Below are 23,574 nucleotides of genomic sequence, written 5' to 3' on the forward strand. Positions count from 1 at the left end.
GGAAACGGCGGGATACTTTTTGCCCTAGTCCCGCCGAGTACCCTGGTGGGGGACTGGAAGAATGAACACCAATTTGGAGTAGCAGACAATGAGCGAAGAAAACACTGGCACCTCCCTCGAGCAGGCCATGATCGATAACGTCCAGGAACAGGCCGCCGAAGCGGTCGAGGCTACTGAGGAATCCCAGCAGCCGCAGGAGGAACTGTCCGCTGAGGAGAAGGAAGCTGCCGAAAAGGAAGCTGCTACCAAGGCCGCTGAGGCTGCTCTCGGTGGCGTCACGGATGAGGCTGAAGGCGAGGGTGCAGGGGAGGTGTCGGCAAGCGCTGAGGCAGACGCCGCCGCTGCCGCAGACGCCGAGTACAAGTCCCGCCTGCGCGCCTTTACCCGCGAGCTGAAGAAGCAGCCGGGCCAGTGGTACATCATCCAGTGCTACTCCGGTTATGAGAACAAGGTGAAGACCAACCTCGATATGCGTGCCCAGACACTCGAGGTGGAGGATTCCATCTTTGAAGTCGTTGTGCCGGTCGAGCAGGCCATTGAAAAGAAGGACGGCAAGAAGAAGGTAGTCAAGCGCAAGCTGCTGCCGGGCTACGTGCTGGTGCGCATGGAGCTTAACGACGCCGCCTGGTCCGTCGTCCGCGATACCCCGGGCGTGACCTCCTTCGTGGGCAATGAGGGCAACGCGACCCCGGTGAAGATCCGCGACGTTGCTAAGTTCCTCATGCCGAACGATCCGACGGTCTCTCCGGAGGACTCCGCAGCAGACTCCGAGGGCGAGCAGGTTGTGGCCATGCCGGAGAAGGAGGCCGCCAAGGCCTACGCGCACGACTTCGAGGTGGGCGAGGCCGTCACCATCCTGTCTGGCCCGCTGGCTTCCGTCTCCGCCACCATCTCCGAGATCGACCCAGAGACCGGCAAGATGCAGGGCCTGGTGTCCATCTTCGGCCGCGAGACCCCGGTGGAGCTGTCCCCGACGGAGATCGAGCGCATCTCCTAAAAAGCGATTTTGAGCTGGGCGCACGGTGTTCTAGACTTGAACGCCGTGCGCTTTTGCGCATCTTGAAACGTTCATCCTCCGGTGGCCCACAATGCGTGAGCATCCGGACGGGGCGCTGTTATTCATCGTGGCGGCACTCCGGTACCACAGGAAAGAGGTAATTCGATGGCTCCCAAGAAGAAGGTCACTGGCCTGATCAAGCTCCAGATCGAGGCAGGCGCTGCTAACCCGGCTCCGCCGGTCGGCCCGGCACTCGGTGCCCACGGCGTCAACATCATGGAGTTCTGCAAGGCCTACAACGCTGCGACCGAGTCCCAGCGCGGCAACGTCGTGCCGGTGGAGATCACCGTGTACGAGGACCGCTCCTTCGACTTCAAGCTGAAGACCCCGCCGGCAGCTAAGCTCCTGCTCAAGGCCGCTGGCATCAAGAAGGGCTCCGGCGTTCCGCACACCGACAAGGTTGGCTCCGTGACCTGGGATCAGTGCAAGGAGATTGCACAGACCAAGTTTGAGGACCTCAACGCTCGTGACATCGAGAACGGCGCCCGCATCGTTGCTGGTACCGCTCGCTCCATGGGCATCACCGTTGACGGCGTCCCGGCTAAGTAAAAATTCGATTTAATGCGCGATACGTTCTGTATCGCGCGTGGCAGGGCCAGCTTCGGCCCGCTAACACCACATCAATCCAAGAAAAGGAATTGCACTTATGAGCACCAAGTCCAAGGCATACAAGGCTGCCGCTGAGCTGGTAGACCGCTCCCGCCTGTACCGTCCGATCGAGGCCGCCAAGCTGGCCAAGGAGACCTCCTCCAAGAACTTCGACGCCACCGTTGATGTTGTCTTCCGTCTCGGCGTTGACCCGCGTAAGGCTGACCAGCTGGTTCGCGGCACTGTCTCCCTGCCCCACGGCACCGGTAAGGACGTCCGCGTGGCTGTCTTCGCTGAGGGCGACAACGCTGAGGCTGCGAAGGCTGCTGGCGCCGACATCGTGGGCACCGAAGAGCTGATCGCTGCTATCAACGAGGGCAACATCGACTTCGACGTTGCTATCGCTACCCCGGATCAGATGGCCAAGGTTGGCCGCGTTGCCCGCGTCCTGGGCCCGCGTGGTCTCATGCCGAACCCGAAGACCGGCACCGTGACCGCTGACGTGTCCAAGGCCGTTGCTGACGTCAAGGGCGGTAAGATTTCCTTCCGCGTTGACAAGGCTTCCAACCTGCACGCCATCATCGGCAAGGCTTCCTTCGATGCTGAGAAGCTGGCTGAGAACTACGGCGCGCTGTACGACGAGATCATTCGCCTGAAGCCGGCCTCCGCTAAGGGCATCTACGCCAAGAAGGTCACCATCTCCACCACCTCCGGCCCGGGCATCCCGGTCGACGCTTCCGTGGAGAAGAACTACACCGAGTAAATCGGTCGAGCGCATCGCGCTAAATGACAAAGGGCTTCGAGCTTTATCCTCGGAGCCCTTTTCCTATGCCCTGCCAGTCCCGTGCAGATAGCGGCGGGGATTGTTAAGCGTCGATATCGTCTGGCTCCCAGCCTCGGCTGTCTGCGTCCAGGTAGACATTGCGTGCTAACGGAATCTGGTGAGAGGCAGATTCCAAAATATGCATGAAGTAACCGGCGGTGTTGGGGATAGCGAGGGTATCGCCCACCGCTATGCCCTCCGGGAAATCGAGCTCGCGGCGCAGGATGACTTCATCTTCGATGCAATAGGCCCCCACCACGAACCCGGTACGCGGTTCCCGGCTCACCGCACCGCGGTCTCCGGCAGTGGGCACGAGGAGCGGGTCGAGCAAGATATCATCCGCCGCGGTACGGCACTGGGTGCGGTTCATAGCTGCGCCGATGAGGGGCAGGCCGTCGGAGCGCTCTTTGAGGAAGCTGACCTCGGCGAGGATGATGCCGCAGCCATCGAGCAGGCTGCGCCCCGGCTCCAAATGAAGAGAAATATTCCGCTCGCGCAGTGCACGGCCGGTGGGGCCAAACCCGGCCACCTCACCAGAAAGCAGGTGGTCCAACCATTCGCCGCGGGTGGGTGTTTGCCAGAAGGGGTAGGTATTTGAGAGCGGGTCGGACTTCCAGGTGAAAGGCTCACCGGTGCCGGCGCGCTGGGCTGCGATGCGCTGCTGGTAATACTCCCATTGCTCGCGGGATTCGAGGTAGCTCATGGGAACACCGCCGCCGATATCGATAAAGGAAGCAGGCTGGCCGGCCGAGCGGAGGTGCTCGATGAGGGCGATGGCCTCCGCGAGTGCGGTGCGGCGGTCCGATTCGCTATAACCATGCAGGTGTACGTGAACGCCGTCAGTGTGGATGGTTTCGGGCCAGGCATGGCTTTGCCATGCGTGAAGGAGCTCACCGAAGCGCGTCGGCGGAAGGTTATCCGGGTTGGGGGCAAGGCGCGGTGCGACGTGCGCGGTGTGGTTGAGGGCCTTGGCAAGGGCAGCGATGCGCTCGGCTTCCGCTCGCGAATCGCAGGAAATGGTGACTCCGCGGTCGATAGCTAGTCGCAGCAACGCGTCGGTCTTAATAGCCGCGCTGAGGATAATCCGCTCGGGCGCGACTCCACGGTTAAGCACTTGGCGCAGCTCATTTTCACTGGCGACGTCCACGCCCAGACCAGCCTCGCGGGCGGCATCGACGAAGCACAAGGCTTTATTGGCCTTGCGAGCGAAAAATACCTGTGTGTCCACGCCATGAGAGGCGCCGGCATCGAGGAGCTCTTGGGCGTTGCGGCGCAGCGGCGCGGGGTTGAGCACATTAACGGGCGAGCCATACTCGGAGGTAAGGCGGGAAACTGGCTGTGGGTCGCCCACCAATTCCGTCATCCACTCTTCCCACCGCGCGCGCAGCGCAACGGTGCCATGAACGGGTAACGGGGTGGTGTGGTTGGTCATGGGTTTACTACTTTCTCCGCCCAACGGGGGATGTCATCGTGCACGGAACGGTTCAACGAGTCATGGCCGGGAAGCTCAAGCTCATTCATGCGGCCGATTTCCACGACGCCGGGGACATCGTGGAAAGGGGTGGGGATGGCTTGGGGAGCTACGGTGGCATCGATAAGCAGATCAATGCCACCCTGCTCGCGCCAGTGGTCTATCTGGTCCGGGGCGGCGAGGTAGCGGGTATCTACCACGCCTGTGCGGATGAGCTCGAGCAGGTGCCGCGCGGTGACCGGTGGTGGGCCAAAGGCCACGCGCTCGAGGGTGCGCGAGAGCTCACGGAAGCCGGGCATGGCGCCATGAGTCTTATGCCATTCAACGCATTCTTGAAAGAGCCCCCGAAACGCCGCGCCTACAGCCGCAGCCGGGGTAAGCGGCCCGGTGCCCTCGGCGGCGCGGAGGGAGGCATCCAGCTCCGCGACGGCATCGCCGGAAAAGTCGTGGCCGTCGAGCACTGCAGCGAGGTCCCCGGTGGAAAACTCACCCATCGATCCGGCGGCCGCCAGGAGGATGTCGCGCAAATCATCGGCATTGTGCACGCCGGCACAGGCGCGCCTTACGTCGGCCGGGATCTCGGGCTGCGGCGTGCCCGGGGCGGGCTTGACCTCCATGAAACGCCCGCTGCGGCTCACCGGGAAGATGAGCTCGGCGGTATCGCCGTACAGCAGGCAGACATCGATGAAGCTCAAGGCAGCACCGCGCACCCCAATCCGTCGCGGGGCGCTGGGCAAATCGGCGCCGAAGTAGAGTCCGGTGATCGGAACGCGGGAAGGCTCGTGGACTAAGGCACCGGGGTGGAGGTGATCGTGGCCGGTGCAGACGAGGACTTCGTCGAAGGGCGAGCCATCGACGATGAACCCGTCGTCAGCGGCAGACACCGAACGCACACGCTGGGGTAGGTGTCGAATGCGCACGTGCTGCGGGGCGCGGTGCAGGGCAGCAGCCCACGTATCGGCCAGGAATTGCCCTACCTGCGCGCGCGGCGGGAAGGCATCGGTAGCGGATTCCCCGCGGCGGGTACGCCAAGCGTTGAAGCTATCGTGTGCGGTGGTGACGATGGCGCAATTGACGTTAAGGCGCCATTGCGGCGGCTGCTGCGGGCGATACACTGCGCCGGCGCCGGCGGGGTAGGGATCAAAGACGGTGATATCCACGGGGATGGGGGCGCGCTCGATGAGTTCTTCTACGGCCCACAGCCCGCGTGGGCCGCCGCCGATGATGGCGATGTGGCGGGAAGGTTCCTGCGGGCTCACTCTGAATCCCCTTCGACGCGCGCGGCGAGCTCGGGAGGAGAGATATCGAAGTGCTCGCAGACCCAGGAATCGTTGTAGATGGTATCGAGGTAAGGCTGGCCACCGTCGTGGAGTACGGCGACGACCTCTGCACCGGCCGGAAGGGTAGGCGCGAGACGCTGGAATGCCGCGATAACCGCGCCACCGGAGGCCCCAGGCAGAAGGCCTTCGGCCTGGGCGAGGCGACGGGCTGCCACAATGGCATCCAGATCGGGCACACGCTCTACTGAGGACGGCGAGAATTTGGTGGATAGATCGGTGACAATGCCAGCACCATAGCCCGGCAGCATGCGGGTGCCGCGCTGGCCCCCAAACAACACGGAGCCTTCGGCATCGACACCGATGGTCTCCGTATCCGCGCCAAGCTCAGTGAGCTTTCGCACGCAGCCGCCGAGAGTACCGGTGGTGCTCATAGCGACGAGCAAGTGGGTGGGTGCCTGTCCGAGCTGGTCCACGATTTCCGTCATCGTGCCTTCGGCGTGGGCGTAAAAGGCGGCCTCGTTGGAGTACTGGTTGAGATTGAAAGAATTGGGGATCTCTTCTAGAAGCTCGGCCACGCGGGTGCGGCGAGCGGTGAGCCAATCGCCGGTTTCCGGGTCCGGGTGATCCAGCAATTCTACGTGGGCGCCGTAGGCCCGCATCGTGGCCACGGTGGAGGAATTGACGCGCGGATCGACCACGCAGTGGAATTTCATACCCGCAAGTGGGGCCTGGCGGGCCAGTGCCATGCCGAGGTTGCCCGAGGAAGACTCCACCAGGGTGGATCCGGGGCCTATGTCGCCGGCGTCAAGCGCGGCTTGGATGAGTGCGCGTGCGGTGCGGTCCTTGGCGGATCCGCCCAGGTTGAATTGCTCTAGCTTGAGATAGAGGTGCACATCGGTACGGGGATTAATGGCGTCCACGCGCATCAGCGGGGTATGGCCAATAGGTGGTTGGGCTTGAGAATGAATCCGTGGGTTCATCATTAGCCCCATGGTAGACCTCTGCCTGCGGCTTTTCCCGTGTCTAGTGCTGGATTTGTGTAGGGTAACGGCACTTTTCTCACTAACAGGCAATTGGCAGGTTGGTGGTATGGGATTACAAGGAACGTGCCGCATAATAATCTCGTGCGTTTGAGAGAGGCGCATGAGAGATAGAGAGAACACCCTGAGTCTTGCAGGGCGGGCGGCGTGAGAAACCGCCTGATAGACAAGACCCCTTACAACGCGGGTCCCAGATTTCACTGGGACCCGCGTTGTCCTGCGTGCGGAGACTTTAGGCCCAGCGCGCTTTAGCCCCCAGCGCAGCTGAGGCACCTGACTGGAGGAGGGGAAGGGGGACCAGACTAAAGACACCATATGCAGCGCTGAATCGAGATAAGCCCAGGTGAATGCATGCGCTCCTTTGCATAAGGTGCCATTGCTTTGGTCCCTGTGCCCCAGGCGGCAGGCTCTAGAGGCGAAGACTGCTCTAAGGCCGCGGCCTCCCTTTCATCCAGTACACGGACCAGATGACCTCTTCGCGCGGAACGCCCCAGTCATGCACGGCTAATGAGCGCACAGCTTTTGCGAGATCCCCTTCACCGGCAACCCATACCGAATCTGGTGCGGTATCGGGGGTGAAGCGGGAGCCGAGAAGTTGTCTGGCGCGTGTGCAGTGTTCGTCGTGTGGAGCCAGGACCATGGTGAGTGAGCGGACCTTGCCGCGCCACGTCTCCTCCAAGCCGTCTTCAACTTCATCGTCGTCTGTGATCATGGCAACGACGTCGACTGCATCCAAGATTTCCGGTGAGAAGGCTTCGTAGTGCTCGAGGATGTGCCACAGTGCCGGTAGAGCAGAGGCATCCGCGAGTAACAGTTGTGACTTCCTAGGGGCCTGCCACAGTGCTTGCCCGGTATATATTCCGGCGGTATCCCCGGGTTGGGCATTGAGGATCCAGTGTGAACCCGGGCCATTATCGCCATGGGTCACCACGTCGACATCGATGGTGCACGCTTCTTGGTTGAGCTTGCGAATGGTGTACCAGCGCAATGCTGGGCGAATGTCGTCGGGCAATCGGGTGACGGCGGCGCGAACATTGGCATCGTCGACCGGGAAGGGCGAAAAATCCTGCTCGTCTTGGGGCATGAGGAGCCCAAAATACTCGTCAGGTCCGGCTAAGGGGTAGTCACTAAAGGCCGGCGAGTGAAAAGTTAAACGGTGCAGTCGCGGCTTGAGGCGGGTGTTCCCGGTGAGGGTTACGGGAAGTAGGCGGTGATGCGTCAAGGGAATTGATCCTAGGTAGAGGTCAAATTTGAAACCATCATAACGCGCAGGTTAGGCTAGCCTCAAATAAGTTAGGGGGCGCGTTAATGTGCGTGCCGCTTCCCTGTGAAGGAAAGGTTCATTCCATGGTTGCTATCAACCGGCGCGCGAAAGCAGTGCTCGCTATTGTCTCAGCGGCAGCGATTGCTTTAGCGGGGTGCTCGCGCGGAAGTGGCGAGGGCAGTGCGGGTGCGGACAGTGCTGAGGAGGTGCGCGTTGCCAGCCTGGGGCTCGGTGATGCCGATACCGTGCTGGCACTCGGAATCACTCCGGTTGCCGTAGCGCCCTGGGGTTCGCAAGGCGACGGTGATGGCTCCGGCGTTGGCCCATGGGCGAAGGAACTTTTGGGTGACGCCCAGCCCGAGGTGATTTATAACACCGCTTCCGGTTTCACGGCAGAGGTTCTTGAACAGGTCACGGCCTCGGATCCCACGCAGATCATCGCCGTGAACCAAGCTGTGGATCAGGAGGCGAAGAAATCCCTCGAGGATATCGCCCCGCTGACCGTGAAGCCCGAAGGTTTCGAAGACTGGCAGATTCCCTGGGAGGAGCAAGTTAAGACCATCGCCTCTGCCGTGGATAAGGAAGAGGAGGGGGAGAAGCTCATTGACCAAGCAGAGGACGCCTTTGAGCAGTTCAAGGACTCCCACCCGGAGCTGCAGGGCAAGCGCGCAGCCATCGTCATGCCCTATGAGGGGAAGCTGGGCCTCTACACAGCAGAAGACGGCCGCGGCCAGTTCATTGAGAACCTCGGCTTTGACATTCCGAAGGAACTGCAGGGTGATGGTTCCAGCTTCTTCGTGGACTATGCCCCGGAAAACTACTCCCAGCTCAACAACGTGGACTACCTGTTCGTCTTGGATTACAACGGCGCGGCCGATGAACTCAAGAAGGACTCCACGTTCCAGGGCCTCGACGTGGTCAAGGATGGCCGTGTTCGCTACCTGGACACGGACACCGGCAATGCGATGAGCATGCCGAACCCGCTGACTATTCCGTGGGCCGTCGACAAGTTCGAAGAGAAGCTTTAAGTGCTCGCATTACCGAGGAAGGCTGAGGCTATCCACGGTGCTGCGGGTGCGCGCCACGGCGGTGAGACAGCCGCATTGGATTCGCGGGGGAGAAGCCGCGCACTGCTCACCACGGCCCTAGTTGTGTCGACCTTCCTCCTTTTGCTGTGCTCATTGGCGGTGGGTTCGAGGGCTATTCCGTTGCCGGATCTGTTGTCTGCGCTCCTCCGCGGAGGCGAAGCAGATATCGAGAACATCGTGTGGGATTTGCGTATTCCCCGCACGTTCGTGGCCTACTTTGCTGGTGCGGCCATCGCGGTATCGGGTGTAATCGCCCAGTCCTGGACTAGAAATCCCCTGGCCGATCCGGGCTTCATCGGTATTACCGCGGGAGCTTCGTTCCTGGTTGCCCTCGGGACGGCGTTAGGTGTCGCCACCTCAACCGGGATACGGACAGCGCTCGCCCTTCTCGGCGCTGGCTTGGCCACAGCATTAGTACTGGGCGTATCCCGGCGGTTTCAGGATCCCCTGACGCTGGTTCTAGTCGGCGCAGGCGTTGCTGCCGCCTTGAGCTCTGGCGCCATGCTGATCGGCCTGTACTCCACGGATGTTCTCGACAGCATGCGCCGGTGGACCATTGGCTCCACGTTCGGGCGCGGCCCAGAGGATGTCGCCATCGCAGGTGCCGGATTGCTCATCGGGTTTATCATCGCCGCACGTGTGGCGCGCCCGCTCGATCTTCTGGCAATGGGGGAGGAATCCTCGGTTGCTTTAGGTGGCTCGCCCACGCTGACGCGGCGCGGTGCTGCCTTGAGCATCGTTGTCCTAGCAGGATGCGCTACCGCGGCGACGGGGCCCATTGCTTTCGTCGGATTCGCTATCCCCCATCTGCTGCGCCGGTTCACGGGGCCAGAAGTTACCGCGATGATTGCACCGGCCGCATTGCTCGGTGGTTGCTCCGTACTCACTGCGGATATTCTCGGCCGCCTCATCGCAGGTCCCTCTGAGCTGGAGATGTCCATCGTCTTGGCCTTTGTGGGCGCACCATTTCTCATCTGGGCCGTACACCGTGGGGAGCACAAGCTATGAGGGGGTTGCAGAAGGGGGACGTCGTCAAGCAACTGCGTTCCCAAGAGCGGCAGCGCCGGACATGGATATGGGCAGCGACCTGCTTCTTTGTTCTGGTCGCAGCAAGCTCCTATGTCCTCCTTTTGGGCCAGGGGCCTGTGGCCTTGAGCCCGGGGCGGGTCCTGGAGATTCTCAACGGCGGCGGAAGCCGAAGCGAAATCCGCGTTGTCTGGGACCTTCGCATGCCGGTAGCTCTAGCGACCCTCATCGTGGGTGCCGCGCTCGGACTGGCGGGATCGTGGACGCAGTCAATGTCGCGCAATCCGTTGGCCTCGCCCGACATTCTTGGCGTGACTGGTGGCGCGTCCGTCATGGTGGTCCTCGGAACGGTAGTCTCCCGGCCGCTGCTCGCCGACGGGCTCTCCATGTTCTGGTGGAGGGCCGGGCTCGCGTTGCTGGGCGCCGTGCTAGCAGCCATCCTGCTGGTGGCGCTGGGGGGAATCGGCACGAGCAACCGCATCGTCATCGTCGGAATCGCGCTCTCCCTGCTGTTCCAAGCGCTGGTGGCGTATCTCTTGCGCGCGGCCGAGCTCCTCCGCGCGGCGCAATCCCAGCTGTGGCTGGCGGGAACCACGGGTTTCGTGCGGATGGAAGTCATTCTTCCTTTGCTCGTGGGGTTGGCGCCTTTCGTGGTGCTTGGCCTGTGGTGTGCTCGGGAGTTGCCGCTTCTTGCGCATGATGATCTCTCGGCCCTTTCCCTCGGGGTTAACATCACGCGAACACGCGCGCTGCTGCTGGTCGCAGCTACGGGCATCTGCGCGGTGACCGTATCCGTGGCCGGCCCCATTGGTTTCATCGCGCTTCTGGCCCCGCATATGGGGCGCATTGTTGCCCGAACACCCACGCCGGTGCCCCTGGTCTCCTGCGCTGCCGGCGCCGCCTTGTTGAGCGCGTGCGCTGTCATTGCTGGAATGCTGCCGATGGACGCTCCAGTGGGCGCTGTCTCCTCCATCATCGGAGGATGTGCCCTGGTCATCTTGGTGTGGAATGCCGCACGGCGGAGAGGATAAAAAGCTTGTGAAAGACAGAGAAATTACAGCTACCGGTATTCATGCCGGCTATAAGGACGGGGAAGACATCCTGTCCGGCGTTGACTTGGTGGCCCGCCCAGGTGAAATCACCACGCTTATTGGACCGAATGGTTGCGGCAAGTCCACGCTGTTGAAGACCTTGTCTAAGATTCTTCGCCCGCGGCGGGGGAGCGTGCACGTCGGCGAGCTAGACGTGCACGCTATGAGCCCGAAGGAAGCAGCTGCCCACGTGGCGCTCCTTCCGCAGCAGCCGATGGCGCCGGATGGGCTGCGGGTGGGCGAGCTCGTCGCGCGCGGCCGCTACCCGCACCTGGGCCGCGGGCGGGGACTGTCCGCGAAGGACCGCGACGTCATCGCACAGGCCTGCGTGGAGACTGGTATTGCTGACTTCATCGACCGTGACATCGCGGCGCTCTCGGGCGGCCAACGCCAGCGCGTGTGGCTGGCGCTTGCTTTGGCGCAGGACACGCCAGTGCTGCTTCTCGACGAACCCACCACCTTCCTCGATCCAGCCCACGCCATTAGCGTTTTAGAGCTCGTGCGCAAACAAGCCGACTCGGGGAAAACGGTCGTCGTCGTGTTGCACGATCTCATGCTGGCCGGCCAGTACTCCGACACCATGGTGGTCATGAACAACGGCGAGGTCATCGCGCAGGGAAGTCCCCGCCAAGCGTTGCGGAAAGACGTGCTGGCAGCCGCGTATGGCATCGATGTGGAAATCTGGGATGACCCGCGAGGCGACGCCCCTGTCATCGTTCCGCGTGGGGTGCTCGGTGACTAGACATGCTCATACACGAGCTCGAGTAGGAAACTCCCAGCGGAGCGATTTGGAGTTGTGACAGGTCGGGTTGTAAAGTACCTAGCGAAGTTTGAACGGCCCGCTGAGGCCGAGTCAAAGTTCACCGAAGACCGTCGGTCATCCGGATACCCGGATCGAAGGTTCCTCATCCTAGAGGGCGGCCCACGCAGGAGACACTTTGCGAATGAGCGCGGATTTCCGCGCGCGCCCTGTGCTCTTGCACGGGGCTTTTGTTATTTCGGTTGTCCATCGGGCAAGCGGAGTAGGGAAGGCCCCGGCGGAAAACACAAGAGATGTTTCGAAAGGAGGCGAAGTAGAAAATGGCAAACCCGAAGAACACCGCAGACCTGGCGGCACTGAAGGAGAAGCTCGAGGGTGCAAACTCCATCGTGCTGACCGAGTACCGTGGCCTGACCGTGGGTCAGCTCCAGGAGCTGCGTACCAACCTCGGTTTTGACGTTGAGTACTCCGTCGCCAAGAACACCCTTTTCAAGATCGCTGCCAACGAAGCTGGCATCGAGGGTCTTGACGAGCACCTGACTGGCCCGAGCGCTATTGCGTTCATCAAGGGCGAGGCAGTGGATGCTGCGAAGGTCATCACCAAGTTCGCTGATGACAACAAGGCACTCGTTATCAAGGGTGGCTACATGGACGGCAACGCTCTGTCTGCCGACCAGGTTGAGGCCATCGCCAAGCTGGACAACCGCGAGACCACCCTCGCAAAGCTGGCTGGCGCCATGAAGGGTTCTATGGCAAAGGCTGCCGCCGTATTCAACGCTCCTGCAACCAAGATGGTCCGCACCGCTGCGGCCCTGCAGGACAAGAAGGCTGCGGAAGCTTAAGACGCCACTTACAGGCGCACAACTTAAACACACACACTTATCTGGCTGCCTAGCGCGGCCAGGAACAATGAGAAAGGATGCCAATCATGGCTAAGCTCACCAAGGACGAGCTCATTGAAGCTTTCAAGGAAATGACCCTCATCGAGCTCTCCGAGTTCGTCAAGGAGTTCGAGGAGGTCTTCGACGTTGAGGCCGCTGCTCCGGTTGCTGCTGTTGCTGCTGGTGCCCCGGCTGCCGGCGGTGCCGCTGAGGAAGAGAAGACCGAGTTCGACGTCGTTCTGACCGACGCTGGCGCTAAGAAGATCGGCGTTATTAAGGCTGTCCGCGAGATCGTCTCCGGCCTGGGCCTGAAGGAAGCTAAGGAGCTCGTTGAGGGTGCTCCGAAGGCTATCCTCGAGGGTGCTTCCAAGGACGACGCTGAGGCTGCTAAGGCTAAGCTCGAAGAGGCTGGCGCTTCCGTCGAGCTCAAGTAATTCACCTGAATTACTCAGCTTTCCCGCGCAGCACACTCGCTGCGCGCCAACAACCCCGTTCCGCTTGTACGCGGTGCGGGGTTGTTCCCGTTTTGCCGGAACCCCGATGGCCCGGCGGATTCTAAACATTTCGTGTCAAGTCTTGATACTAGGGTCAAAAAGAGACACTATTGGAGTGTGCAATTTCGGCGTAGAAGTCTCGAGCGGTTCCATCAGGATGGTGTGCCGCCGCGATATATTCCATCGGAATTGCGCTCGGTAGTGCGCCGCAAGTTACTTATGATTGGGCGGTCTGTAAATGTCACGGACCTTCGGATTCCACCAGCAAACCGGTTGGAGCGGCTCAAGGGTGACCTTGGTGGTTACTACTCAATTCGCGTCAACTCGCAGTGGCGCATCATATTCAAGTGGACACCCGAAGGAGCTGTTGACGTTGACTTTATCGACTACCACTGACGCGCATACTCATGTTGATGTCGTTCCCGTTCCGCATCCTGGAGAAGTCCTTCTCCTAGAATTCCTCAAACCCTGCGGTATCACCCAGTATCGCCTGGCCAACGACATTGGCACTACTCGTTCCCAAGTTTCCAAAATCACTCGCGGTGCGCTCGGTATCAGTGCCGATATGGCTTTGCGTTTGTCGGCCTACTTTGGGAATTCCGCGGAGTTCTGGCTCGGGCTTCAAGAGGAATACGATCTGTGGAAAGCTCGCCAGACTACGGATGTCAGCGCCATCGTCCCGTGGAATCACAAAGAAGAAGCCGACTCTCACTCATAGAAAGAGATAACTTGCGCTCAATGCGAGGTAAGGGTCGCCCCGCAGCGCCCCATAAATCTGAAACGCACCCTCCAGGGAAATGTGTTTTGAACAAACGAGTCGGTAGGATAAGCCACCATGCTGCCCAAGTCCCGCATCTTCTCCGTCCTCCTGCTCGGCCTTGGCGTTGCGCTGATCGCAGCTGGCCTAGCGGCTTCGAGCTTCTTGAGCTTTAGCCCGCGTCTGCCGCTGGACATCGAGGACACCACGTGGACGATGCAGGATGAGAGCGCCACCTCGCAGGCGCTGTCCGCTGAGGGTGTTACGCAGTATGAGGGGCCGATAACCTATCAGCTCAACATGGACATCCAGGATCCGGCGGATAAGGACACCGCAACGCTGCGAGTGGGGGAGTCCGCCATCCGCGGTGGCACGGGCAACGTGGAGGACTTGAGCTTTGCGCGCGTGTGGAATTATCCCGCCGATCGCCTCAGCGGTGAGGCCACGGGCGCGGCGGTACTCTCCCACACCATGGGCTCGCCCACGGCGGAAGTTCCCGTCGAAGGCTACTGGCTGAAGCTGCCCGCCGATGCCGAGCAAACCACCTACCCGGTCTTTGACCCAGTGTTGCGCAAGGCAGCGGATGCCGTCTTTGAGGAATCCCTCGACATCGATGGCCGCACGGTCTACCGCTACCACCAGGAGGTTGAGCCCACCAATGTGGCTACCCTTTATGCTGGGAACACGACTACCACGCTGAGCAACGAGGATGGATCCACCGAGCAGGGCTACCTCTTCCACGCCGCAACACGGGACCTCTTTGTAGACCAAGCCACCGGACTCGTCGTGGGCATGGACGTCGATATCAAGGACTACTGGGCCGACCGCGAGGGCAACGAGCGCGAGGTGCAGTTCGCCTTCAACGGTGCCACTGATGAGGAATCCCGCGCGGAGCTGCTCCAGCAAGCAGAGCGCTTCCCGCGGAGTGCTGTGGGGCAGTGGGTGCGCTGGGGTGGCGTCGGCATCGGCGCCCTTCTGGTGCTGCTCGGAGCGCTGGGCGCTTTCCGCCGTCCCGCCAGCCGTCACTCTCGCTAGCCGCGCGTGCGAATCTCCGCAGCGACACGCCGACGGCACGTTTCGCCTTTACAAGGCTGCCATTATGCTATAGGCTATTTCGTTGCGCTGGAATCTGGATCTTTAGTGCACATTTAGCCTTTCGAGCGGTGATGGTAAAACCGACTTGACAAGGTGATTTTGTGCATTCTAAACCCAGTCATTCCACAGCAGACCGAATGCTAAATCTACCAGCGGTTTTGCACCTCACCGGCCAGGGTGGGGCCGCAATCCGCCAGAGGTACTGGAAGGACCCATCTTGGCAGTCTCCCGCCAGACCAAGTCAGTGGCCAACATCCCTGGAGCCCCGAAGCGATACTCCTTCGCTAAAATCAGCGAGCCTATCGCTGTCCCGGGCCTCCTCGATCTACAACTCGATTCTTACGCGTGGCTCATCGGCACCCCCGAGTGGCGCGAGCGCGAGCAGGCAGAGCGCGGCGAAGACGCACGCGTGACGAGCGGCCTTGAGGATATCCTCGAGGAGCTTTCTCCGATCCAGGATTACTCGGGCAACATGTCCCTGTCCCTGTCGGAGCCTCGCTTCGAGCCGGTGAAGAACACCGTGGACGAGTGCAAAGAGAAGGACATCAACTACTCGGCGCCACTGTATGTCACCGCAGAATTCATCAATAACGACACCCAGGAGATTAAGTCCCAGACCGTCTTCATCGGCGATTTCCCGATGATGACCGATAAGGGCACCTTCATCGTCAACGGCACCGAGCGCGTTATCGTTTCGCAGCTCGTGCGTTCCCCGGGTGTCTACTTCGACCAGACCATCGACAAGTCCACCGAGCGCCCGCTGCACTCCGTGAAGGTGATTCCTTCCCGCGGTGCATGGTTGGAGTTTGACGTCGACAAGCGCGACACCGTCGGCGTTCGTATCGACCGCAAGCGCCGCCAGCCGGTCACCGTGCTGCTCAAGGCCCTGGGGTGGAGCGAAGAGCAGATCAAGGAACGCTTCGGCTTCTCCGAGCTCATGATGTCCACCCTTGAGTCCGATGGCGTGGCCAACACCGATGAGGCTCTGCTGGAGATCTACCGCAAGCAGCGCCCAGGCGAGCAGCCCACGCGTGACCTCGCACAGGCACTGCTGGATAACTCCTTCTTCCGCGCCAAGCGCTATGACCTGGCCAAGGTGGGCCGCTACAAGGTCAACCGCAAGCTCGGCCTGGGCGGAGACCACGATGGTCTGATGACCCTGACCGAGGAAGACATCGCCGTCACCCTCGAGTACCTCGTGCGCCTGCACGCCGGCGAGCGTGAGATGAAGGCCCCGAACGGTGAGATGATCTCCATCCACACCGACGACATCGACCACTTTGGTAACCGTCGTCTGCGCACCGTCGGCGAGCTCATCCAGAACCAGGTCCGCGTGGGCCTGTCCCGCATGGAGCGCGTCGTCCGCGAGCGCATGACCACCCAGGACGCCGAGTCGATTACCCCGACTTCCCTGATCAACGTCCGTCCGGTTTCTGCTGCCATCCGCGAGTTCTTCGGTACCTCCCAGCTCTCGCAGTTCATGGACCAGAACAACTCCCTGTCCGGCCTGACCCACAAGCGCCGCCTGTCCGCGCTGGGCCCGGGCGGTCTGTCCCGTGAACGCGCCGGCATTGAGGTGCGAGACGTTCACGCTTCGCACTACGGCCGCATGTGCCCGATTGAGACGCCGGAAGGCCCGAACATTGGCCTGATCGGTTCGCTGGCTTCCTACGCCCGTGTCAACGCTTTCGGCTTCATCGAGACCCCGTACCGCAAGGTGGTGGACGGCAAGGTCACCGACCAGGTGGAGTACCTCACCGCCGATGAAGAGGATCGCTTCGCTATCGCGCAGGCTGAGGTTGAGAAGGATGCCGACGGCACCCTGACCGGCGACCGCATCGAGGTCCGCCTCAAGGATGGCGATATCGGTGTGACCGACGCCTCCGGCGTGGACTACGTTGACGTGTCCCCGCGCCAGATGGTCTCCGTGGCAACCGCCATGATTCCGTTCCTCGAGCACGACGATGCTAACCGTGCGCTCATGGGCGCGAACATGCAGCGCCAGGCCGTGCCGCTGGTGCGTTCCGAGGCCCCGTACGTGGGCACCGGTATGGAGCAGCGCGCTGCCTACGATGCCGGTGACCTCATCATCACCCCGAAGGCGGGCGTGGTGGAGAACGTCACCGCTGACCTCATCACCATCATGGATGATGAGGGCCAGCGCGATACCTACATGCTGCGCAAGTTCGAGCGCACCAACCAGAACACCAACTACAACCAGACTCCGCTGGTCTCCCTGGGTGACCGTGTGGAGGCAGGCCAGGTGCTTGCCGACGGCCCCGGTACCCACAACGGTGAGATGTCCCTCGGCCGCAACCTGCTGGTTGCCTTCATGCCGTGGGAAGGCCACAACTACGAGGACGCCATCATCCTCAACCAGCGCATCGTGGAGGAAGACATCCTCACCTCGATCCACATCGAGGAGCACGAGATCGATGCTCGCGATACCAAGCTGGGCCCGGAGGAGATCACCCGCGAGATCCCGAACGTCTCCGATGACGTTCTGCGTGACCTCGACGAGCGCGGCATCGTCCGCATCGGTGCTGACGTCCGCGCGGGCGACATCCTGGTAGGTAAGGTCACCCCGAAGGGTGAGACCGAGCTGACCCCGGAGGAGCGCCTCCTGCGCGCCATCTTCGGTGAGAAGGCCCGCGAGGTCCGCGATACCTCCATGAAGGTGCCGCACGGTGAGACCGGTAAGGTCATCGGCGTCTCCCGCTTCTCCCGCGAGGATGACGACGATCTGGCCCCGGGCGTCAACGAGATGATCCGCGTCTATGTGGCTCAGAAGCGCAAGATCCAGGACGGCGATAAGCTCGCTGGCCGCCACGGCAACAAGGGCGTTGTGGGCAAGATCCTCCCGCCGGAGGACATGCCCTTCATGGAGGATGGCACCCCGGTGGACATCATCCTCAACACCCACGGTGTGCCGCGTCGTATGAACATCGGCCAGGTTCTCGAGGTTCACCTCGGCTGGCTGGCACACGCCGGTTGGAAGATCGACACCGAGGACCCGGCCAACGCCGAGCTGCTCAAGACCCTTCCGGAAGAGCTGTACGACGTCCCGCCGGAGTCCCTCACCGCAACCCCGGTCTTCGACGGTGCCACCAACGAGGAGATCTCTCGCCTGCTGGCTTCCTCCAAGCCGAACCGCGATGGTGACGTCATGGTGGATGAGCACGGCAAGGCCCGCCTCTTCGACGGCCGCTCCGGCGAGCCTTACCTGTACCCGGTTTCCGTCGGTTACATGTACATGCTCAAGCTGCACCACCTCGTCGACGAGAAGATTCACGCCCGCTCCACCGGTCCGTACTCCATGATTACCCAGCAGCCGCTGGGTGGTAAGGCACAGTTCGGTGGCCAGCGCTTCGGTGAGATGGAGGTGTGGGCAATGCAGGCATACGGCGCTGCCTACACCCTGCAGGAGTTGTTGACCATCAAGTCCGATGACGTGGTCGGCCGCGTCAAGGTCTACGAGGCCATTGTCAAGGGTGACAACATCCCGGATCCGGGTATTCCGGAGTCCTTCAAGGTCCTCCTCAAGGAGCTGCAGTCCCTCTGCCTGAACGTGGAGGTTCTCTCCACCGACGGCACCCCGATGGAACTGTCCGGCTCCGACGATGACGACATGGACGGCGCTCCGTCCCTGGGCATTAACCTGTCCCGCGACGAGCGCTCCGACGCAGACATCGCCTAGCTTCTTGGTCCGCCGCCTATCAACAGCGGCGGGCATAACGAAACACCACCTACATTCAAAGCCATCAACTTCCCCCCTGACGGGGGATGAAAGGGAGACATTACGTGTTTGACGTAAATCTCTTCGACGAGCTCCGCATCGGGCTGGCCACCGCAGAGGACATCCGTCGCTGGTCCAAGGGCGAGGTCAAGAAACCCGAAACCATTAATTACCGCACCCTCAAGCCGGAGAAGGACGGCCTCTTCTGTGAGCGCATCTTCGGCCCGACCCGTGACTGGGAGTGTGCCTGCGGTAAGTACAAGCGCGTGCGCTACAAGGGCATCATCTGTGAGCGCTGTGGCGTCGAGGTGACCAAGTCGAAGGTGCGCCGTGAGCGCATGGGCCACATCGAGCTGGCCGCGCCGGTTACCCACATCTGGTACTTCAAGGGCGTTCCTTCCCGCCTGGGCTACCTGCTGGACCTGGCTCCGAAGGACCTTGAGCGCATCATCTACTTCGCCGCCAACATCATCACCTCCGTGGACGAGGAAGCTCGCCACAATGACCAGTCCACTCTGGAAGCAGAAATGCTGCTGGAGAAGAAGGACGTGGAGGATGACGTCGAGGCAGAGATCGCTGAGCGCGCTGCCAAGCTCGAGCAGGATCTGGCCGAGCTGGAGGCCGCCGGCGCTAAGGCCGACGCCCGCCGCAAGGTCCAGAACGCTGCCGACAAGGAGATGCAGCACATCCGCGAGCGCGGTGAGCGCGAGGTTGCTCGCCTCGATGAAATCTGGAATACCTTCATCAAGCTGGCTCCGAAGCAGATGATCATCGATGAGACCATCTACGAAGAGCTGGTTGACCGCTACGAGGATTACTTCACCGGCGGCATGGGTGCTGAGGCTATCCAGACCCTGATCCGCAACTTCGACCTCGAGGCTGAGGCCGAGGAGCTCAAGGAGATCATTAACAACGGCAAGGGCCAGAAGAAGATGCGTGCCCTTAAGCGCCTGAAGGTTGTTGCAGCCTTCCTGCGCTCGGGCAATGACCCGGCCGGTATGGTCCTGGATGCTATCCCGGTGATTCCGCCGGAGCTGCGCCCGATGGTACAGCTAGACGGTGGCCGCTTCGCCACCTCCGACCTCAACGACCTTTACCGTCGCGTGATCAACCGCAACAACCGCCTCAAGCGCATGATCGACCTCGGTGCTCCCGAGATCATCGTGAACAACGAGAAGCGCATGCTGCAGGAGTCCGTTGACGCCCTCTTCGACAACGGCCGTCGTGGCCGTCCGGTCACCGGCCCGGGTAACCGCCCGCTGAAGTCCCTGTCTGACCTGCTCAAGGGCAAGCAGGGCCGCTTCCGCCAGAACCTGTTGGGTAAGCGCGTGGACTACTCCGGTCGTTCCGTGATTATCGTTGGTCCGCAGCTCAAGCTGCACGAGTGTGGTCTGCCGAAGCTCATGGCACTGGAGCTGTTTAAGCCCTTCGTCATGAAGCGCCTGGTGGAAAACGACTACGCGCAAAACATCAAGTCCGCTAAGCGCATGGTGGAGCGCCAGCGCTCCGAGGTGTGGGACGTCCTCGAAGAGGCCATTTCCGAACACCCGGTGATGCTGAACCGCGCACCTACCCTGCACCGCCTGGGTATCCAGGCCTTCGAGCCCAAGCTCGTCGAGGGTAAGGCCATTCAGCTGCACCCGTTGGCTTGTGAGGCTTTCAACGCTGACTTCGACGGTGACCAGATGGCAGTCCACCTGCCCCTGTCCGCCGAGGCACAGGCTGAGGCACGTGTGCTGATGTTGGCTTCCAACAACATTCTGTCCCCGGCTTCCGGTAAGCCGCTGGCTATGCCGCGCCTCGATATGGTTACCGGCCTGTACTACCTCACCATGGACAAGGCCGAGGACGAGATCGGCGGTGAGGGTCGTTACCAGCCCGCCACCGAAGACCGTCCGGAGCAGGGCGTGTACTCCTCCTACGCGGAGGCCATCATGGCTCGTGACCGCGGTGTCCTGGGCCTGCAGGCCCCGATCAAGGTGCGCATCTCTCACCTGCGTCCGCCATCAGACATTGAGGCAGAGCAGTTCCCGGATGGTTGGCAGAAGGGTCAGGCTTGGCTCGCTGAGACCACCCTGGGCCGCATCATGTTCAATGACCTGCTGCCGTGGAACTACCCGTACCTCGAGGGCGTCATGGTCCGTAAGGGCGGCGCTGGCAACAAGATGCTGCTGGGTGACGTCATTAATGATCTCGCCGCGAAGTACCCAATGATCACCGTTGCCCAGGTTCTGGACAAGATGAAGGACGCGGGCTTCTACTGGTCCACCCGTTCCGGCGTGACCATCACCATGCACGACGTTCTGGTTCTTCCGAACAAGACCGAGGTTCTCGAGTCTTATGAGAAGGAAGCAGAGCGCATTGAGCGCAAGTACTGGGAGCAGGGTGCCCTGACCGAGCGCGAGCGTTACGACCGCCTGGTGGAGCTGTGGAAGGATGCCACGGACACCGTGGGTAACGCCGTCGAGGAGCTGTACCCTGACGACAACCCGATTCCGATGATCGTGAAGTCCGGTGCTGCCGGTAACATGCGTCAGATCTGGACCTTGGCCGGTATGAAGGGCATGGTTGTGAACTCCAAGGGTGACTACATCACCCGTCCGATTAAGACCTCCTTCCGCGAGGGCCTGTCGGTTCTGGAGTACTTCAACAACTCGCACGGTTCCCGTAAGGGTCTGGCGGATACCGCTCTGCGTACCGCTGACTCCGGCTACCTCACCCGTCGTCTGGTGGACGTGGCGCAAGACGTCATCGTCCGCGAGGAGGACTGTGGCACCCGCCAGGGCGTGCGCGTCCCGCTCGGCGTCGAGGTTGCCCCTGGCTCCTACGACCTGCACGAGCTGTGGGAGACCTCCGCCTCCGGCCGCGTCGTGGCTAACGACATCAAGGATGAAAACGGCGAGGTCATCGCTGAGGCAGGCACCGACCTGACTGAGGAGCTCAGCCGCACGATCGTCAACGCTGGTGTTCTGGAAATCAAGGTCCGCTCCGTGCTGACCTGCCAGACCCCGGCCGGTGTCTGTGCCAAGTGCTACGGCAAGTCCATGGCCTCCGGCCAGCTGGTCGACATCGGTGAGGCAGTCGGCATCGTGGCCGCACAGTCCATTGGTGAGCCGGGTACCCAGCTGACCATGCGTACCTTCCACCAGGGTGGTGTCGGTGGCGATATTACTGGTGGTCTGCCGCGTGTTCAGGAGCTCTTCGAGGCCCGTAACCCGAAGAACCGCGCTCCTATCGCCTCCGTTGACGGCACCGTGTCCCTGTCGGATGAGGGCAACTTCTGGACCTTGACCATCACCCCGGATGATGGCTCCGACAACGTCGTTTACGAGAAGCTGTCGAAGCGTCAGGGCCTGGCTCAGGTCCGCCGCCCGATGGAGTCCAACCCGGACGCCATGATCGAGCGCTCGCTTCGCGACGGCGACCACGTCACCACCGGTGACCGCCTCATGCGTGGTGCGGCTGACCCGCACGACGTGCTGGAGGTCCTCGGCCGCCGTGGTGTGGAAAAGCACCTCATCGACGAGGTCCAGGCCGTCTACCGTGCACAGGGTGTGGCCATCCACGACAAGCACATCGAGATCATCATCCGTCAGATGCTGCGTCGCGGTACCGTCATCGACGCTGGTACCACCGACCTGCTGCCGGGCAACCTCATTGACCTCTCTGAGGCCAAGCAGGTCAACGCGGCTCAGGTCGCTGAGGGCGGCCAGCCGGCACAGCTGCGCAGTGAGATCATGGGTATTACCAAGGCCTCGCTGGCTACGGAGTCCTGGCTGTCGGCGGCCTCCTTCCAGGAGACCACGCGCGTGCTTACCGACGCCGCTATCAACAAGCGCTCGGATCAGCTCATTGGTCTGAAGGAGAACGTCATCATCGGTAAGCTGATCCCAGCCGGTACCGGTATTTCCCGTTACCGCAACATCAGCGTTAAGCCGACTGAGGCTGCACGCAATGCTGCGTACTCCATCCCGACCTACGGTGATTCCATCTACGGCGACGATGGCTTCGGTGAGTTCACCGGCGCTTCCGTTCCGCTGGAGGAGGACTACACGTTCTAGGACCTAGTCCTTAGCCCTTGAACACCAAAGGGAAACCAAAAAGCCCGCACTTCACGCACCACACACTGGTGGGGAAGAGGTGCGGGTCTTTTTGGTATCCGGGATTATTTGGCTTTGCTTAGAATAGCGCTAACGGCATAGCCAAAAACAGCTTTACTAGACCAGCCTCAATCGACCCCGTACTCCAATCAAGAAGGGCCGTAACCATGACCCAGCCCAACAAGAAAGTCCACGATTCGACTTCATCCTCGCGCGCGACTGCCGAAAGCAGCAAGGCATGGACAGGGATTGACGCCCTTGTTGTCATGGGTTTCTCCCTCATGGGCGCATTGCTGCTGTGGGGCAAAGCAGCGATTTTTCAACGAGTGGCAGAGGGGGAGGATATGCCCCTCAGTTGGGAGAATCTGATGGTTCTACTCTCTGCCTTATGGGTGCTGCAGTTTATGGGTGCTCTGTGCGCGGCCTTGACCACCCGCAAGCCGGGTGCGGCCTTCGTGGGCTATGTCATGACCGTTATTTTGTGCCGTGCGTTGGTTGGGAGCTTTGATCAGTTGGGGTGGCCAACAATCATCGCGACGGGCTTGGTCATGGAAGCGGCCTTTTTCGCCTTCAAATACACGCGCTTCACTATTCTCAGCGGGGCACTCGCTGGCGCTGCGGCTGTATTAGTTACCGGAATCGCCACCTTCGTCACCCGCGACCTCGCTCCCGGTGATGCCGCGATTCAGTTCCGCGCCGAAGTTATTCAGTTCCTCGTTACCGTCGTGACCGTGGCGCCGGTGTCCTACCTACTCGCCATAGCGGTGCGGTCGGCGTTCTATAAAACTTCTTAGGTTTGAACCTCAGGTTGATACCCCCGCCAGTCCCCCTCAAGAAGGGGACTGGCGGGAAACTTATTTAAGTCCTGAATTCCCAACCTAAGGAAACCCGTGAACGCCATGAACATTGGAACCGGCTGTGGCCTGCAGATTTACAGGTTTTAGGAGTCGGAATACCTGTGACATGCATGGACAACGTTAACCGCAAGCGAATTTAGCTCTTGCGGAGAGTGGCGGGGGGGGG

19 protein-coding genes are annotated in these 23,574 nt (G+C 61.4%); 15 read left to right on the plus strand and 4 right to left on the minus strand.

Annotated elements, in window-relative coordinates; all coding sequences use genetic code 11:
• Positions 1 to 88 precede the first annotated feature (88 nt).
• The 3 genes from nusG (at position 89) to rplA (ending at position 2,408) form a co-directional block, all read left to right on the plus strand.
• Entirely contained in the window at positions 89 to 997 is a 909-nt protein-coding gene (nusG, locus tag HMPREF3147_RS11970; RefSeq protein ID WP_070448006.1) for a transcription termination/antitermination protein NusG, read from the plus strand.
• Between the two features lie 165 nt (positions 998 to 1,162).
• Positions 1,163 to 1,606 carry a 50S ribosomal protein L11 gene (gene rplK / locus HMPREF3147_RS11975; protein WP_070448008.1) on the plus strand — a complete coding sequence of 148 codons (444 nt, stop codon included), beginning with the start codon at positions 1,163 to 1,165 and terminating at the stop codon, positions 1,604 to 1,606.
• Positions 1,607 to 1,703: 97 nt separating this feature from the next.
• Positions 1,704 to 2,408, plus strand: a complete 705-nt coding sequence (rplA, locus tag HMPREF3147_RS11980) for a 50S ribosomal protein L1 (protein WP_070448010.1) — start codon at positions 1,704 to 1,706, stop codon at positions 2,406 to 2,408.
• 103 nt (positions 2,409 to 2,511) lie between these two features.
• Here rplA and HMPREF3147_RS11985 read toward each other — a convergent pair whose 3' ends face one another.
• The 4 genes from HMPREF3147_RS11985 to HMPREF3147_RS12000 all read right to left on the minus strand — a co-directional run bounded on the left by HMPREF3147_RS11985 (position 2,512) and on the right by HMPREF3147_RS12000 (position 7,481).
• Positions 2,512 to 3,900, minus strand: a complete 1,389-nt coding sequence (locus HMPREF3147_RS11985) for a type III PLP-dependent enzyme domain-containing protein (protein WP_070448012.1) — start codon at positions 3,898 to 3,900, stop codon at positions 2,512 to 2,514.
• On the minus strand, positions 3,897 to 5,198 hold the full coding sequence (locus HMPREF3147_RS11990; RefSeq protein WP_070448014.1) for an FAD/NAD(P)-binding protein: 1,302 nt from the start codon (positions 5,196 to 5,198) through the stop codon (positions 3,897 to 3,899). Before HMPREF3147_RS11990 ends, HMPREF3147_RS11985 begins: the two co-directional genes overlap by 4 nt.
• Entirely contained in the window at positions 5,195 to 6,211 is a 1,017-nt protein-coding gene (locus HMPREF3147_RS11995) for a pyridoxal-phosphate dependent enzyme (RefSeq protein ID WP_070448016.1), read from the minus strand. Before HMPREF3147_RS11995 ends, HMPREF3147_RS11990 begins: the two co-directional genes overlap by 4 nt.
• Before the next feature lie 475 nt (positions 6,212 to 6,686).
• Complete coding sequence (locus tag HMPREF3147_RS12000; RefSeq protein WP_070448018.1) at positions 6,687 to 7,481, minus strand: siderophore-interacting protein; 795 nt, start codon at positions 7,479 to 7,481, stop codon at positions 6,687 to 6,689.
• A gap of 125 nt (positions 7,482 to 7,606) precedes the next feature.
• On the opposite strand from HMPREF3147_RS12000, the gene HMPREF3147_RS12005 reads away from it, so the two are divergent.
• The 12 genes from HMPREF3147_RS12005 (at position 7,607) to HMPREF3147_RS12055 (ending at position 23,345) form a co-directional block, all read left to right on the plus strand.
• The gene (locus HMPREF3147_RS12005) at positions 7,607 to 8,551 is read left to right on the plus strand and encodes an ABC transporter substrate-binding protein (RefSeq protein WP_070448020.1); all 945 of its coding nucleotides are present in this window, start codon (positions 7,607 to 7,609) and stop codon (positions 8,549 to 8,551) included.
• Positions 8,552 to 9,619 (plus strand): FecCD family ABC transporter permease, encoded by a 1,068-nt coding sequence (locus HMPREF3147_RS12010; RefSeq protein ID WP_083276505.1) that lies wholly within the window; start codon positions 8,552 to 8,554, stop codon positions 9,617 to 9,619. It begins immediately after the preceding gene.
• Positions 9,616 to 10,668 (plus strand): FecCD family ABC transporter permease, encoded by a 1,053-nt coding sequence (locus HMPREF3147_RS12015; protein ID WP_070448022.1) that lies wholly within the window; start codon positions 9,616 to 9,618, stop codon positions 10,666 to 10,668. The genes HMPREF3147_RS12010 and HMPREF3147_RS12015 overlap by 4 nt, the downstream gene beginning before the upstream one ends.
• Positions 10,646 to 11,470, plus strand: coding sequence for an ABC transporter ATP-binding protein (locus HMPREF3147_RS12020; RefSeq protein ID WP_371325750.1), 825 nt, complete (start codon positions 10,646 to 10,648; stop codon positions 11,468 to 11,470). Before HMPREF3147_RS12015 ends, HMPREF3147_RS12020 begins: the two co-directional genes overlap by 23 nt.
• Before the next feature lie 338 nt (positions 11,471 to 11,808).
• Entirely contained in the window at positions 11,809 to 12,330 is a 522-nt protein-coding gene (gene rplJ, locus HMPREF3147_RS12025; protein WP_070448025.1) for a 50S ribosomal protein L10, read from the plus strand.
• An 86-nt stretch (positions 12,331 to 12,416) separates the two neighbouring features.
• A complete protein-coding gene (gene rplL / locus HMPREF3147_RS12030; RefSeq protein ID WP_010189710.1) occupies positions 12,417 to 12,803 on the plus strand; it encodes a 50S ribosomal protein L7/L12 in 387 nt (128 codons plus the stop codon).
• Between the two features lie 222 nt (positions 12,804 to 13,025).
• Positions 13,026 to 13,259 (plus strand): type II toxin-antitoxin system RelE/ParE family toxin, encoded by a 234-nt coding sequence (locus tag HMPREF3147_RS13050; RefSeq protein ID WP_246815784.1) that lies wholly within the window; start codon positions 13,026 to 13,028, stop codon positions 13,257 to 13,259.
• Positions 13,237 to 13,581, plus strand: a complete 345-nt coding sequence (locus tag HMPREF3147_RS12035; RefSeq protein WP_186312136.1) for a HigA family addiction module antitoxin — start codon at positions 13,237 to 13,239, stop codon at positions 13,579 to 13,581. Before HMPREF3147_RS13050 ends, HMPREF3147_RS12035 begins: the two co-directional genes overlap by 23 nt.
• Before the next feature lie 117 nt (positions 13,582 to 13,698).
• The gene (locus tag HMPREF3147_RS12040; protein ID WP_070448027.1) at positions 13,699 to 14,655 is read left to right on the plus strand and encodes a cell envelope lipid trafficking protein PgfA; all 957 of its coding nucleotides are present in this window, start codon (positions 13,699 to 13,701) and stop codon (positions 14,653 to 14,655) included.
• 277 nt (positions 14,656 to 14,932) lie between these two features.
• Positions 14,933 to 18,412, plus strand: coding sequence for a DNA-directed RNA polymerase subunit beta (locus HMPREF3147_RS12045; protein WP_070448029.1), 3,480 nt, complete (start codon positions 14,933 to 14,935; stop codon positions 18,410 to 18,412).
• Between the two features lie 104 nt (positions 18,413 to 18,516).
• The gene (locus HMPREF3147_RS12050) at positions 18,517 to 22,512 is read left to right on the plus strand and encodes a DNA-directed RNA polymerase subunit beta' (RefSeq protein WP_070448031.1); all 3,996 of its coding nucleotides are present in this window, start codon (positions 18,517 to 18,519) and stop codon (positions 22,510 to 22,512) included.
• Positions 22,513 to 22,718: 206 nt separating this feature from the next.
• The gene (locus HMPREF3147_RS12055; RefSeq protein WP_070448033.1) at positions 22,719 to 23,345 is read left to right on the plus strand and encodes an ECF transporter S component; all 627 of its coding nucleotides are present in this window, start codon (positions 22,719 to 22,721) and stop codon (positions 23,343 to 23,345) included.
• Positions 23,346 to 23,574 lie beyond the last annotated feature (229 nt).

This window comes from Corynebacterium sp. HMSC05D03, from assembly GCF_001807205.1.
Classification (GTDB): domain Bacteria; phylum Actinomycetota; class Actinomycetes; order Mycobacteriales; family Mycobacteriaceae; genus Corynebacterium; species Corynebacterium aurimucosum.